Genomic DNA, 13,446 nt, shown 5'->3' with positions numbered 1-13,446 from the left:
CGATAGACTTCCGTTAGACGGATTTACTCCCAGGAAAGTTTCAACAATGATACACCCTGACGCGGCAATGCCATAGTGAGCATTACGTTGCCGTCCTTTACGGTTACCCATTCGGGCGAGGTAAGTAACTGGAGTTGTCCGGCTTTTTCCAGTTCGGTTATCTGCTCAGAGGTCGGCGTTTTGGGCGATCCCATCTTTTTCCAGGCTTCGTACGAATTGCTGAACTGCTTATCGATACGGTAATGCTGAACCAAAACCCGTTGAACGGGTACACCCGAAATACGAATAGAAACGGGCGTATCGGAAGCTGGCAGGTTATCGTCGTGGTAATTCCAGACCATGACGGCGGCTGTTTTAGCGTCCTTAGTCGCCAGGGCGTTGATGTCGGCCTCGGCCCGCACGCTCTGGTCCCGAATACGGGCGTAGTCGTACGCCAGACCGTTTTTCACTCCTACCCGGTTGCCGGTCATCATACCAAACATCCGAAACACGTTCAGTACCGGCTTATCTACTCCGTTCGTGGCTAAATCGCGGAAACCCCGAAACCAGGCCTGGTCTTCGAATTCAAACGCCCAGGTAACGGCACCCGCTAAATTGACGCCACGCGCCTGCGCTAAATCATACTTACGGGCAAAGGAGGCCGCTGTATAGCTAGAGTACATGGTGCCATTCCGATAGGCGTTTTGCGGACTCATATCTTCTGAACAGGCCGCACACCCCTCCGGGTCCGATTCCCCGATGATGATGGGCAGGTTTTTCAGCGTCGGGTACGAGGCTACGATTTCAAAGCCCTTATCAATATCGCGGAGTTGCGTGCCCATGTTCATCTGCACATGCCCATCCACCAGTTTGGGAGCCCCTTTGGCGTGAAACGTAATGAAATCGATGGGCGAACCCGTTTTACCCGTTACATAGTTTTTCCCACTGACAACGTGGTCCATGAAAGCCCGAAAAAATTTGGCCGACACGTCCCAGTTGGGTCCGGTTACTTCAGGACCACCCATTTTAGCCGTTGGCAACGCTCTTTTCACAGCATCGGCGGTGTAATCGTACAGCTTAATGTACTCGTCGGTAGTACCTTTCCAGTAACTGATGTTCGGCTCATTCCATAACTCCCAGTACCAGCTTTCTACCTCTTTACGGCCGTACCGGGCCACAGAGTGCTTCACCCATTGAAAAACCAGTTCACCCCACTTGGTATAATCCTTTGGCGGATAGGCCCAGCCCAGGTAAATGTCGTTGTAATTATCGCCGGGTTTCCAGTGATGGCGGTACGGTTGGGGATTTGTGGATAGTGCTTCGGGCATAAACCCGATTTGGGCGATGGGCCTCATCCCCCGCTCAATGTACGTATCGAAAATTTTGTCGACAATCGTCCAGTCGTACACCGGGTTTCCCTGCTTATCCTCTGTGTAGGCATTGGTCGACCCCCATTTCAGGGCCGCAGTACCATCACCGGTTACGAGCAGGCTGTGCGCCCGCACATTGACGGGTATCCGACTCAACTGAGAAATTTCCGTGAGCAGTTTTTTGCCATCCTTCATGTACGTATAGTTTGGCTCGTCGTACCCAAACCAGGCCCAAATGGGGTCTAACGGGCCTTTGTCCTGGTTTAAATCCACCTCAATCGTAACCGGTTGTGGAGGGGTAGTCTGCGCCAGTGTAGCATTGGGAGCCAATAAACTGATTGCCCAGCCACTAAGTATTAGTGCCTTTAACCTGGGCTTTGTTTTTTTCTGCATCATAAAAGTTGATTGTCAGACAGGGAAGAGCAGACGAACTGCTTTTTAACGACGGGGCAAGTTATTTTTTCTGGTACACCCGAACATAATCAACTTCAAACCGTTGGGGGAATGAAGTTTGCGATGGGTCTCCCCCGTTATCGCCACCAATCGCCAGATTCAATAACATGTATTGGTGCTGCCGAAACGGATTTATACCAGTTCCGTCTTTATTGACGGTTTCGGATAGCGAAACACTATTCAGCAATTCATCATCGACGTACAATCGGATGGCCGTTTCGTCCCAATCCATCCGCCAGACGTGGAATTTCTTCGACCAGTTGGGGTCGTTGAAAGAGTCCATCGGCTTTTTAGTGCTCCTCCATTCAGCGGTATATTGTTTGGCTGTTCCCCAGGCTACGTTGGCCAGAAGCATGTTTCGATAGTACTCCATAATATCAATTTCACCATTGGCAGGCCACTCCCCTTTTACGCCCAGCGTCCAGAAAGCAGGCCACATGCCGGGGCTGGTATCAATACGCCCCCTCATTTCAAACCGACCATATTGCCAGCTATGCAGCCCGTTGGTGTACAAACTGGAAGCGGTATAATCAATGGTCGGACGATTCGTTTTCCAATTGGCGCTGTTGGGTTTATAGCCAGGGTTGGGCTTTTGTTCACGACGGCCTTCAATAATGAGAAAGCCATCATTGCACCGTACATTGTCGGGCTGGTACCATTGGATTTCATGATTCCGCACAAAACCCGTTTCAAATTTCCAGTTCTCAGGGTTCGGTGCTCCATCGATGTTAAACTCGTCAGCCCATACCAATGTATAGCCATTACCAGTGTTCTTCTGCCCCGGCGAAGCAGCCGATTGCGCGAATCCACAAAGACTGGCCAGCATCAGGGCAGGGTAGATAAAGCAGATTTTGCGCATAAATAACTAAAATTAGTACCCTGGACTTTAGTCCGGCGGCCTGCATCAACACCTCAATTACAGCCAGACTAAAGTCCAGGGTACCTATCAATTACCAAAATAGACAAAAGTCATCCGTATTAGCTGGTCCACTTTCCGTCAACCAATCGCTGGATATTCAGCGGGTTGGCGGCCTTCAGTTCGTCGGGCAGTAGCGAATCCGGGAAGTTTTGGTAACACACAGGCCGCGCAAATCGAAGGATGGCGTTGGTGCCCACGGAGGTAGAACGAGCGTCTGTGGTGGCCGGATACGGACCACCGTGCTGCATAGCGTGGCCAACCTCCACACCCGTCGGGAAGCCGTTAATTAGCAGGCGACCTACTTTCTGTTCAAGAATTTCGAGCAGGTCCGCGTAGTCGGGGAGCTCCTCGTTCGTTCCCCATACCGTAGCGGTCAGATGCCCCTCCAGACTCCGCGCTACAGCCAGTAATTGTTCCCGGCTGTTAGCTTCGACCAAAACGCTGCCCGGCCCAAATACTTCTTCGGCTAGTTCCTGATTGGCCAGCAATGTCTCGGCGGTGGTTTTCAGTAATATGGGTGTACCGTTGGCAAAGCTATCGGCGGCTGTTGCCTGCCCCAGTGTTTGAACCCCTTCGGCGTGGGTCAGTTTATTGATTCCTTCCGTAAAAGCCCGCTGAATACTCTGCGTGAGCATAGTGGCGGGTTGGCTGGCGGTAACTGCCGTGGCGGCTACTTCCATAAACGTATCTGCTTCAGGCGACTGTTGAAGGACAGCTACACCGGGATTGGTACAGAACTGCCCGGCTCCCAGCGTAACGGAGCTAACGTAGTTCTGGGCCAGCGCACTTCCCTTTTCCTTAAGAATCTGGGGTAAAAAGAAAACCGGGTTAGTGCTGCCCATTTCGGCGTAAACCGGAATGGGTTCCGGACGACGGGCGGCAGCATCGAACAGTGCTTTCCCCCCCCGCAGCGAACCCGTAAACCCAACGGCTTTGATGGCTGTATGTTCCACAATGGCCATGCCTACAGCCGTTGTGCGCCCCTGCACCATCGCAAACGTACCTGCTGGCATGCCACAAGCCGTAACGGCCCGCTGAATGGCATCGCCCACCAACTGCGACGTACCCGGATGCGCCGGATGCCCCTTCACCACAATTGGGCAGCCAGCCGCCAGGGCCGAAGCCGTATCACCACCGGCCACAGAGAAAGCGAGCGGAAAATTACTGGCCCCAAACACACCCACCGGCCCCAGCGGACGAAGCATCTGGCGCAAATCGGGGCGGGGTAAGGGCTGACGGTCGGGCAGGGCGGTATCGATGCGGGCGTTTACCCAGGAGCCTTCGCGCAGGTATTCGGCGAACAACCGAAGCTGCCCGGTAGTCCGTCCGCGTTCGCCCGTCAGGCGGGGCAGCGGCAAGCCCGATTCAGCCTGGGCACGCTGCAATAGTTCATCCCCGATGCCGTCAATTTCGTCCGCTATCTTTTCCAGGAAATCGGCTTTTTCAGTCCCTGATTTTTTTCGATACTCCACAAAAGCGACGGCGGCCTGTTCGCAGGCCTGCGCGACTTCAGCGGCAGTTGCTTCCTGAAAGGAGCCGGGTAAGGGTTGGCCAGTAGCAGGGTTGATACCCTGGAAAGAATCGGTACTCATAGTTTTTTCGGGAGCATTCATCATAACGACAGGAAAGAAAGTGTATCTCAGTGCGAAGCCGCACCGAGGGGATAAAATCGCCAGGTAGTTTTGAAATCTTTGGGTAGCGTCTGATTGGTAAGAATAGCGCGAACCATTTCTACTGGCATGGCATTCTGGTGCAAAACGGCATCGTGAAACTGCTTGTAGGTCATTTTACCACTATCGACGAGTTCTTTTTTTAACGCCAGAAACTGAAAACCACCCGTCATGTAGGCCAACTGATACAAGGGCGGATAACCTCCTACAAACGACCGCCTTACTTCGCCCTCGGCATTAGCGCGCTCGTGCCCTACCCGATCCACCAGAAAATCAATGCACTGCTGGGGTGACCAGTTGCCGAGGTGGTAGTTGAGCGAAAAAATGATGCGGGCGCAGCGGTGCATCCGCCAGAACAGCATCCCAATCCGGTCTTCGGGCGATTGTGGGAAGCCCTGATCCCAGAGCAACATTTCCCAGTATAACGACCATCCTTCGGTCCAGAAAGGGGTGCCAAAATTGCGGTACGTTTTGTATCGGTTGTTCATGAAGCCCTGCAAATGGTGGCCCGCAATGAGTTCATGATGTACCGTGGAGCGGGAGAAATGGGGATTGTTTCCCCGCATACTCATCAGTTTATCAGGATGGCTCATATCGTCTGTGGGGTACGAAATGAGTAGTTGTTCACCACCGAGGAAGAAGGGAGAAACCCGCTGCCGTTCGGGCGACATCATGTTCATGCGCCAGGTTTCTTCCGCTATCGGCGGAATGGTGATGAGGTCTTTAGCTCTCAGAAACGCAATGGACTCGTTGTAGAGCCGCAAAATCATTTCGGGCTGTTCACCAGCAGGCACGTAGGTATTTTTCACCTTTTCCTGGGCCGATTTCCAGTTGTCGCCAAATCCCATATCGCGGGAGGCTTTCAGCAGTTCCCGGTCGCACCAGGCAAACTCTTTGTTGGCAATCTCGACCAGTTCCTCCGGCGAGTACGGAATCATAGCAAACTGCAACTGACGGAGTAGTTCGGCCCGTCCCACGGCTATCCCGGCAATGCCGCTGCCATCATCTTTAACCGGCGCAGCCTGTTCCGCTTTCTTCTTGAAAAATTTACCGTAGGCCGTCAGCAGACTGTCTGCCTGGGGATAGGGTTTCTGTAGCCACCACGTAAAATCGGGGTCGTAGGTATTGTAAAAAGCGTAAATGCTTTTCAGTGCTTTCTGTAGTCCCCGGTTGGTTTCTTCCGCCCGACGTAGCAGCGCGGGGTCGGGTTTCTGCATTTTTTCAACTTCCTTCCGGGCGGTGGTCAACTGGGGACCCAATGCGTTAAGCATTCCGGCCAACGCCTGGGCATTCAGTTTGTGGCCCCGCCGACGCAGTTTTTCGATGGCGTACAACGAATCAGCGAAGGGAAACCAAGCCTTTATTTGATTGCGTTCGGTCGCTTCCTGCGCCAGTTGTTGCGCGTTTCCCTGCAAGTCACGCCTGAACAAAAGGTAATCGACCCGGCTGTCGGTAGACATCCGATCGAAATTCAATTGCTGTAGCTGGCTCAGATAGTCGACGTTCAGTTTTTGAAACCGCTCCCGCCTTTCGGGCGAACCATCTACGACATAAAACCGACTCAGGCTTCCATAATCGGCTTCGTACTGCGTGAGCAGATCATGCACGTCACTGGTTTGTTGGTTTGTGGACGAGGTCGGCTGGGCAATGGCCCCAGCTAGAGTACCAACGAACAGCACGAAAAGTAGATGTAGTGATGCCTGCATAGTAAAATGGGTTGGAAGCGAGTAACAAAAAAGACTCATTAACGGATCACGGAAGCGGAATTGCTCTGGATGCATTCAGGCAAATCGTTCTGGGCTGAAAGCGGCAATATCCATACTTTTTGATGGACCATCTACTACTTCACTCACCAATTTACCGGTTGCCGGACCAAGACTCAATCCCATCATGCCATGCCCTGTAGCCAGAATCACATTCTCGTATTTCTGGATGCGACCAATGTAGGGCAGGCCATCCGGCGAGCACGGACGCAGCCCCCGCCAAACCCGTTCGACGGCAGGCATGGCAACGGGAGCTTCCGGGTAATACTGATTGATAGCCTCTACAATACCTCGCACCCGGTTCATATTTACCTGCATATCGGTACCGGCCACTTCGAGCGTTCCGGCAAAGCGAAGGTCGCTGCCCATTGGGGTAGCGGTGGCACGGGCTTCGAGCATTATGGCCGGTACCCGAACATTATTAACTACGTTCTGCAACACAAAACTATATCCTTTCCCACCCTGCAACGACAACTTCAGCCCTAATTGCTCCGCCATTTCCGGCGACCAGGCACCGCAGGCTACTACCACTTGGTCTACTTCATGTGAGCCGCGCGCGTGGATGGCGGTTATGCGTGACCCCGTTGTACCAAAACCCGTTACGGGATGTTTTTCCAGAAACGTTACCCCTTCTTTACTAAGGTAAGTGACCAGCGAATGAATTAACTGGCCGGGATTCAGGTGCGCGTCGCCGGGGTAATAAACCGCTCCCCGCACATCGACACGAGCATGAGGTTCAAAATCCTGCACCTCCTGGCCGTTCAGCATCTTAGCTTCAATACCGGCGTGGTTAGCTACTTCGGCTTCTTCGGCCATTTCGCGTTCCGCAGCCGCTGTTTTATAGAGCATGAACAGCCCTCGTTCCTGCCATTCAAAATCCAGGTCACCATTAGCCGCCAAATCCTGATATAGCGTTTTACTAAGCAAACTCAAATCGCGCAGGAGTGGAATAGATCGTTCTACGTGTTCGGGAGTCGAGTGCCGGTAAAATAACCAGCCCCATCGCATCAGGTCCGCGTTTAAGCGGGGTTTCACATAAAAGGGGCTGGTCGATTTCAGCATCCAGCGCATTCCCTTAGCCATCATACCCGGCTGGGCGAGCGGAATAATATGGCTGGGCACAATCATCCCCGCATTACCAAGAGAACACCCATCGGCAATGGGTCCCTGGTCAAATACCGTTATGCGGTGGCCCGCCTTATGCAGATAATAGGCTGAACTCAGGCCGATGATTCCTCCGCCAATAATACCGATGTGCATTTTATAAAGAGCGAATGAGTGAATGAGCGAAAGAGCGATATCCAGAGCAATCGCTCTTTCGCTCATTCACTCTTTAGATTACCTGAAAGCCGTGAACGTAGGGGTCTTCGTCGTCCAGAATTAGGTGATTATACCCGTGTATTCTGGCCCATCCTTCAATGCTGGGTACAATGGCGGGTTGACCTGCCAAGGCTGTTTCGGCTTCGATTCGCCCGTTGAAAATAGACCCGATAATACTCTCATGTACAAAGACATCACCCGGCTTCAATCGCCCCTGCGCATACCACTGCGCCATCCGGGCCGACGTTCCCGTACCACACGGCGACCGATCGATAGCTTTATCGCCATAAAAAACGGCGTTGCGGGCGGTGGAGGTTTCCTGAAGTGGCTTCCCCGTCCAGAGGATATGACTCAGACCATTGATGGTTGGGTTTTCGGGATGAACAAACGTGTAATGCTCGTTCATACGCTGGCGCATTTCCCGCGCCCAGCCAATAAGTTGCTCGGCTTTATAGTGTTCCAGGCCGGGGAAATTAGGCTGCGGGTCAACGATAGCGTAGAAATTACCACCGTAGGCAACATCGACAGTCAATTCGCCCAGGTCCGGGCATTCAACGGTTAGTTTTTCAGCTGCCAAATACGATTTGATATTGGTAATTTTCACTGACGTCACCTTCTTCCCTTCCTGCACGTACTCCGCTCGAACCAGTCCGGCGGGCACTTCCAGATTCAGCATGCCCGGCGTTTTGGGCGTAATCAGATTCTGCTCGATGGCTACGGTTACGGTCCCAATGGTGCCGTGCCCGCACATGGGCAAACAACCCGATGTTTCGATGAACAATACGCCCGCATCATTGGCGGGGTCGGTAGGTGGATAGAGAATGCTGCCCGACATCATGTCGTGCCCCCTCGGTTCGAACATCAGCCCCTGCCGAATCCAGTCGTACTCACGCATGAAGTGCTGCCGCTTCTCGCTCATGCTTTCGCCGGACAAAAACGGAATGCTGCCCCCCGTTACTACCCGCACCGGATTACCGCAGGTATGGGCATCGATGCAGAAAAAATGAAATTCAGCCATAATTTAAAAAGTGAATGAGCGAAATTGTGAGTAAGCGAAAGCTGGCGTGTCAGCCACTCTTTCACTCATTCACACGTTCACTCTTTATACCAATACCGGCCGGTTCGCCATTGCTTTCTCAATGATAGCCAGCACCTGTTCGCGTTCGGCGCCGATGAGTGGCAGGCGGGGTGCCCGCACGTGTTCCGAACCGATGCCCGTTGCCTGAGCGGCCAGTTTAATGTATTGTACCAGTTTTGGGTGAATATCCAGTTCCAATAACGGCATAAACCAGCGGTATATTTCCAGCGCTTCGGCCACCTGACCCGCTTTGGCCAGGTTGTAAATAGCCACGGTTTCCTGTGGGAAGGCGTCCACCAGACCGCCCACCCAGCCGTCACAACCCAGCAACAGGGCTTCCAGTGCCAATGTGTCCACACCGCCCATCAGCTTAAAGCGGTTGCCGAAGGCATTCCGCATCCGGGTAATATTCGTCAGATCGCGGGTCGATTCTTTTACCGCCTGAATGTTGGGCAGTTCGGCCAGTTCCTCAAACATGGCTACGGTAGTCATGATTTTGTAATCGTAGGGATTGTTATAAATCATGACCGGCAGCGATGTTTCCTGCGCTACGGCCTTAAAAAACGCTACTGTTTCGCGGGCGTCGGCCGGGTAGCGCATGGGCGGCAGCAGCATCAGCCCGTCGGCCCCATTGGCTTCGGCATCTTTTGCTATCCCAATAGCGACTTTCGTACCCTGTTCGGCAATGTTGACCAGTACCGGCACGTTGCCGTCGCACACCGCCAGTGCCGACTTTAGCAACGCCATTTTCTCGTCGTGCAACAGGGTACTGGCTTCGCCAAGTGAACCACCAATGATGAATCCGTGAACACCCGCATCAAGTTGAGCGTGGAGATTTTTCTCGAAAAGCGGCAAATCGACCTGGCCATCAGCCGTGAAGGGGGTCAGTAGCGCGGGGTAAACGCCTTCCCATTGTACAGAAACGTTCATGTAGTAAAACGAGTTAAAATCAGATAGTCAAAGTTCCGAATTATGCCTGACAGTACGCCTTCGCCTTTACCGGGTTCTGGCATTATTTTAACCATGTTTTCTAAATTCGGTGTATCTATTCGCAAACTCAATACCTTTCTACCCGTTTTTTTTATCTTTGTTGATACGACTGCGCCCCTGGTTTTATGAACAGACTGACCGCCGACGACCTGATTTACGGGTATATCAACGGCATTTTTCCAATGGCCGATGCCGACGGTACGTTATATTGGTACGCGCCCGATCCGCGAGCCATTATTCCTATTCACAGCTATAAACCAGCCAAATCGCTCCGCCCCGTTCTGAACCGGAACCAGTTTGAGATTCGTATCGATACAGCTTTTACCGATGTTATGCGTGCCTGCTCCGTACCCCGCTCGGAGGATGACAGCGTCTGGATTTCCAATGAGATTGTTGATGCCTATACGGAACTGCACGAAATGGGGCTGGCGCACAGTGTTGAAACGTATATAGACAATCGGCTGGTGGGTGGGTTGTATGGAGTGGCAATGGGGTCCGTTTTTTTTGGGGAATCCATGTTTTCCCAGGTTAGCAATGCCTCTAAAGTTGCCTTTCATCACCTCATTCTTATTCTGCGCCAGCAACAATACACGCTGCTCGACACCCAGTTTATCAACGACAACGTACGGCGGTATGGAGCGATTGAAATCCCCAAGGCAGATTATCTCCGGCAACTTAAAAAAGGCCTCCGCCAGAAAGCCCGGTTTACGGCAGAAGTTTCCGAGCGGGTGTGAAGTAGTATCCGGTTTACGGTTTTAGATTTTCGGGGGCTATTGTAACGGTGGAATAACTCGGTTTACAGTTCCCGTAAACTGAATACCAAAAACCGAAACCTGTATCTTTGCCCGCATGTCAAAGCCTGTTCTTGTGCTGAAGTTTGGTACGGCTTCCATTACCAAACCAACCGGCGAACCCAATGAACCCGTTATGGTGGATATTGCCCGTCAGGTAGCAGCCCTGCATCCACACTACCGCATTGTACTGGTATCGTCCGGGGCTGTAGGTGCCGGAAAATCCCTTATTCGGGACTATCGGGGCGATATTACCCAGCGAAAGGCCGCAGCGGCTGTTGGCAATCTGCTATTGCTCAACCAGTACTCCCGCTTCTTTTCTATATACGGCATTTCCATTGCCCAGAGCCTATGCGAACGGCATCACTTTGCCAACCGCGACCAATTTCTGCAACTCAAACAGACGTATGAAGAACTGTGGGCTAATGGCTTAATTCCGATTGCCAATGAGAATGACGTAGTGAGCAACCGGGAACTGAAGTTTTCGGACAACGATGAACTGGCAACCCTGATTGCCGTTGGCTTCGGTGCCCAGGCCCTGATGCTCTGCACTTCGGTGGGTGGGTTGCTGGATGCCAATGGGCAGATTATCCGCCAGGTGACCGACTTCGATGAGCGCATCTTTGGCGTTGTCCGAACTGATAAGTCGGCGATGGGACTGGGAGGTATGGCCTCCAAACTGACCTTTGCCAAACTGGCTACGCGCATGGGCATTCGGGTGGTCATTTTCGGGCTGAGCGAACCCGATGGCCTTTCGCGGGCATTGCGGGGCGAAACCGGAACCGAGTTTGTTCCGCATCCCATCGCCCTGTCGGCCCGAAACCGGTGGCTGGCCAGTGGCAGTTTAGCCGTTGGGCGCGTGCAGATAGACGCGGGAGCCGTGCGGGCCTTGCAGCAACGGCGAAGTCTGCTGGCGGTAGGCGTTCGGGCCGTACTGGGCGAATTTGCCACTGGTGAGATGATTGAGATTTTAGACGAGACACAGACAACCATCGCCGTGGCCCGAACCCGGATTTCGTCAGAAACGTTAGTTCAGCAGCCTAACCAGCAAAACGTTGAAGTAGCCAATGCCAACGACATCGTTCTTTTGTAGGCCATTTTTTTTAGCCAACTTTGTTCCTTAACTGCGTTCGATATGGTACAGGTAACCAAACAAACCGTGCAGCAATGGGTCATGATCGACTATCTGGCTCAGAAACACCGCTACGAAGAAACGATTACCCGAATGGAACGCAAGTATGGCATGACACTGGCTGAATTTGAAAAACACATCGAAACGGCGCAGAAAGAAGTATTCGAAGAGTGGGACGATAACATAGACTGGTCAGCGGCTGTGGGTATGCTTCCCGACGTAATCCAAAGTATCGAAGAGATAAAACGGGGGTCAATAGAGATCGTCGAATGAATCTTTACGTATCGCTGATAACCAGTGAATTGGCTTCTTTAGAAGACAGACCAATCGTACACAGACTCAAAGTTCTTCTTCATGATCATACCGCCGACAAATTTCACATGAAGCTGCGCATAGAATTTATCGACGAGTCGGTTCTTTACACGAATGAATACATCACCAGCACGATCAGAAAATATGCTTTTCAATGGCAAACTGCCAGTGATAGTTGGCTTGTTCGGTGGGACAACGTTCCGCATTTCCCTAAAATTGCCTCTTTTCCGCATCACCGGCACGACTACCGAACCGGTCAGGAAGTTGTAACTGATAGTTTTGATGTGGTCCTTATCGATGTACTCATTTACATCGGCGACCAATTACAAAAAGCTTAACATGAACACCATTACTCCACTCCTCCAGGCGACGCAACAAGCCGCTGCCGTTGTTCGGCGGTTAACGCCAGTCCAAAAAACGGATTTACTCAATCGGCTGGCCGATGTATTGTCCGACCATACCGCCAACATTCTGGCCGAGAATCAAAAGGACCTCCACCGGATGCTGGAAACGGACCCCAAATACGACCGGCTGAAACTTTCCGAAGCCCGCGTCGCTGACCTATCAAAGAGCCTGCGCGAAGTAGCCGTTCTGCCCGACCCGGCGGGCGAAGTGATAGTGGAACGAACCATTGAGCAGGGCTTGACCCTGAAGAAAATCGCGGTGCCACTTGGAGTCGTGGGCGTCATTTACGAAGCCCGCCCAAATGTTACCGTCGATGTAGCCTCCCTTTGCCTGCGGTCGGGAAATGGCTGCGTGTTGAAAGGAGGCAAAGAAGCCGATTTCTCGAACCGGTACCTGATTAGTTTGATTCAAGGTGTATTGGTTGAGTTCAACGTACCCAAAGCGGCCGTTACCCTGCTCCCGCCAGACAGAGCGGTGGTCAATGAATTACTTACCGCAACCCGTTACGTGGATATTATCATTCCACGTGGGTCGGAGTCATTGATTCAGTTTGTCCGCAAAAACTCGCTTGTGCCTACCATAGAAACCGGTGCCGGTGTATGCCACACCTACGTCGAAACATCAGCGGACTTGACGAAGGCTGCTGCCATTGTCGTGAACGCCAAAGTCTCACGCCCGTCGGTTTGTAATTCGCTGGATTGCGTGCTGGTCGACGAATCCATTGCTGACCGTTTTCTGCCTATGCTGACGGACGATTTTGCGAAGTGGAATGTAGCCGTGTTCGCCGACGAAATTGCTTATCCCATTTTTGAGAAAGCTGGTTATTCCAACCTGCAACACGCCCAGCCCGACGATTTTGGCCGCGAGTTTCTGGATTACAAATGCGCCGTGAAAGTAGTAAATTGTCTGGACGAAGCCCTGTCGCACATCCAGAACTACTCCTCCCGGCATTCCGAAGCGATTCTGTCGCAGAATCAATCCCTTATTGACCAGTTTCTGCGCGAAGTCGATGCCGCTGCCGTGTATGCCAATGCCTCTACCCGCTTCACCGATGGGGGAGTATTCGGATTGGGCGCCGAAATTGGCATTTCAACCCAAAAACTCCACGCCCGTGGACCATTTGCCCTTGAAAAGTTGGTCACCGAGAAGTGGATTGTCGTGGGCGACGGGCAGGTGCGCTGGTGAGTTTTTCATTGACCCGTGGATCGCGTAGCCGCATAGACTATACTGCTAATAAGCCTACGCTGACAATGGCCATCTTACC

Annotated in this window: 12 protein-coding genes; 5 read left to right on the top strand and 7 right to left on the bottom strand. The window is 52.4% G+C overall.

Features of this window, described 5'->3' with window-relative positions; translation table 11 throughout:
* Positions 1 to 23: 23 nt before the first annotated feature.
* The 7 genes from B156_RS0104255 to B156_RS0104225 form a co-directional block, all read right to left on the bottom strand.
* The gene (locus B156_RS0104255; protein ID WP_018618400.1) at positions 24 to 1,745 is read right to left on the bottom strand and encodes a GH39 family glycosyl hydrolase; all 1,722 of its coding nucleotides are present in this window, start codon (positions 1,743 to 1,745) and stop codon (positions 24 to 26) included.
* 58 nt (positions 1,746 to 1,803) lie between these two features.
* Entirely contained in the window at positions 1,804 to 2,661 is an 858-nt protein-coding gene (locus tag B156_RS0104250) for a glycoside hydrolase family 16 protein (RefSeq protein WP_018618399.1), read from the bottom strand.
* A gap of 119 nt (positions 2,662 to 2,780) precedes the next feature.
* Positions 2,781 to 4,337, bottom strand: a complete 1,557-nt coding sequence (locus B156_RS0104245) for an aldehyde dehydrogenase (NADP(+)) (protein ID WP_018618398.1) — start codon at positions 4,335 to 4,337, stop codon at positions 2,781 to 2,783.
* A 23-nt stretch (positions 4,338 to 4,360) separates the two neighbouring features.
* A complete protein-coding gene (locus tag B156_RS0104240; protein WP_018618397.1) occupies positions 4,361 to 6,097 on the bottom strand; it encodes a DUF885 family protein in 1,737 nt (578 codons plus the stop codon).
* A gap of 75 nt (positions 6,098 to 6,172) precedes the next feature.
* On the bottom strand, positions 6,173 to 7,414 hold the full coding sequence (locus B156_RS0104235; protein ID WP_018618396.1) for an NAD(P)/FAD-dependent oxidoreductase: 1,242 nt from the start codon (positions 7,412 to 7,414) through the stop codon (positions 6,173 to 6,175).
* A 73-nt stretch (positions 7,415 to 7,487) separates the two neighbouring features.
* Positions 7,488 to 8,492 carry a 4-hydroxyproline epimerase gene (locus B156_RS0104230; protein ID WP_018618395.1) on the bottom strand — a complete coding sequence of 335 codons (1,005 nt, stop codon included), beginning with the start codon at positions 8,490 to 8,492 and terminating at the stop codon, positions 7,488 to 7,490.
* An 84-nt stretch (positions 8,493 to 8,576) separates the two neighbouring features.
* Complete coding sequence (locus tag B156_RS0104225; RefSeq protein ID WP_018618394.1) at positions 8,577 to 9,482, bottom strand: dihydrodipicolinate synthase family protein; 906 nt, start codon at positions 9,480 to 9,482, stop codon at positions 8,577 to 8,579.
* A gap of 185 nt (positions 9,483 to 9,667) precedes the next feature.
* Here B156_RS0104225 and aat point away from each other — a divergent pair, with 185 nt between their 5' ends.
* From aat to B156_RS0104195, 5 genes are all read left to right on the top strand, one after another.
* The gene (aat, locus tag B156_RS0104215; RefSeq protein ID WP_018618392.1) at positions 9,668 to 10,276 is read left to right on the top strand and encodes a leucyl/phenylalanyl-tRNA--protein transferase; all 609 of its coding nucleotides are present in this window, start codon (positions 9,668 to 9,670) and stop codon (positions 10,274 to 10,276) included.
* A 115-nt stretch (positions 10,277 to 10,391) separates the two neighbouring features.
* The gene (proB, locus tag B156_RS0104210; RefSeq protein ID WP_018618391.1) at positions 10,392 to 11,426 is read left to right on the top strand and encodes a glutamate 5-kinase; all 1,035 of its coding nucleotides are present in this window, start codon (positions 10,392 to 10,394) and stop codon (positions 11,424 to 11,426) included.
* Between the two features lie 42 nt (positions 11,427 to 11,468).
* Positions 11,469 to 11,738 (top strand): hypothetical protein, encoded by a 270-nt coding sequence (locus B156_RS0104205; protein WP_018618390.1) that lies wholly within the window; start codon positions 11,469 to 11,471, stop codon positions 11,736 to 11,738.
* Positions 11,735 to 12,115 carry a toxin-antitoxin system TumE family protein gene (locus B156_RS31890; protein ID WP_018618389.1) on the top strand — a complete coding sequence of 127 codons (381 nt, stop codon included), beginning with the start codon at positions 11,735 to 11,737 and terminating at the stop codon, positions 12,113 to 12,115. Before B156_RS0104205 ends, B156_RS31890 begins: the two co-directional genes overlap by 4 nt.
* Before the next feature lies 1 nt (position 12,116).
* Positions 12,117 to 13,367, top strand: coding sequence for a glutamate-5-semialdehyde dehydrogenase (locus tag B156_RS0104195; RefSeq protein ID WP_018618388.1), 1,251 nt, complete (start codon positions 12,117 to 12,119; stop codon positions 13,365 to 13,367).
* Positions 13,368 to 13,446: the final 79 nt, after the last annotated feature.

Origin of the sequence: Spirosoma luteum DSM 19990 (assembly GCF_000374065.1) — a bacterium.
GTDB lineage: Bacteria > Bacteroidota > Bacteroidia > Cytophagales > Spirosomataceae > Spirosoma > Spirosoma luteum.
The sequence above is the reverse complement of the archived record's forward strand: the minus strand, read 5'-3'. Positions and strand labels throughout refer to the sequence as shown.

Coding starts and splice junctions, on each gene's coding strand:
- B156_RS0104255 (WP_018618400.1), bottom strand. CDS start 1,745: ATGATGCAGAAAAAAACAAAGCCCAGGTTAAAGGCACTAATACTTAGT.
- B156_RS0104250 (WP_018618399.1), bottom strand. CDS start 2,661: ATGCGCAAAATCTGCTTTATCTACCCTGCCCTGATGCTGGCCAGTCTT.
- B156_RS0104245 (WP_018618398.1), bottom strand. CDS start 4,337: ATGATGAATGCTCCCGAAAAAACTATGAGTACCGATTCTTTCCAGGGT.
- B156_RS0104240 (WP_018618397.1), bottom strand. CDS start 6,097: ATGCAGGCATCACTACATCTACTTTTCGTGCTGTTCGTTGGTACTCTA.
- B156_RS0104235 (WP_018618396.1), bottom strand. CDS start 7,414: ATGCACATCGGTATTATTGGCGGAGGAATCATCGGCCTGAGTTCAGCC.
- B156_RS0104230 (WP_018618395.1), bottom strand. CDS start 8,492: ATGGCTGAATTTCATTTTTTCTGCATCGATGCCCATACCTGCGGTAAT.
- B156_RS0104225 (WP_018618394.1), bottom strand. CDS start 9,482: ATGAACGTTTCTGTACAATGGGAAGGCGTTTACCCCGCGCTACTGACC.
- aat (WP_018618392.1), top strand. CDS start 9,668: ATGAACAGACTGACCGCCGACGACCTGATTTACGGGTATATCAACGGC.
- proB (WP_018618391.1), top strand. CDS start 10,392: ATGTCAAAGCCTGTTCTTGTGCTGAAGTTTGGTACGGCTTCCATTACC.
- B156_RS0104205 (WP_018618390.1), top strand. CDS start 11,469: ATGGTACAGGTAACCAAACAAACCGTGCAGCAATGGGTCATGATCGAC.
- B156_RS31890 (WP_018618389.1), top strand. CDS start 11,735: ATGAATCTTTACGTATCGCTGATAACCAGTGAATTGGCTTCTTTAGAA.
- B156_RS0104195 (WP_018618388.1), top strand. CDS start 12,117: ATGAACACCATTACTCCACTCCTCCAGGCGACGCAACAAGCCGCTGCC.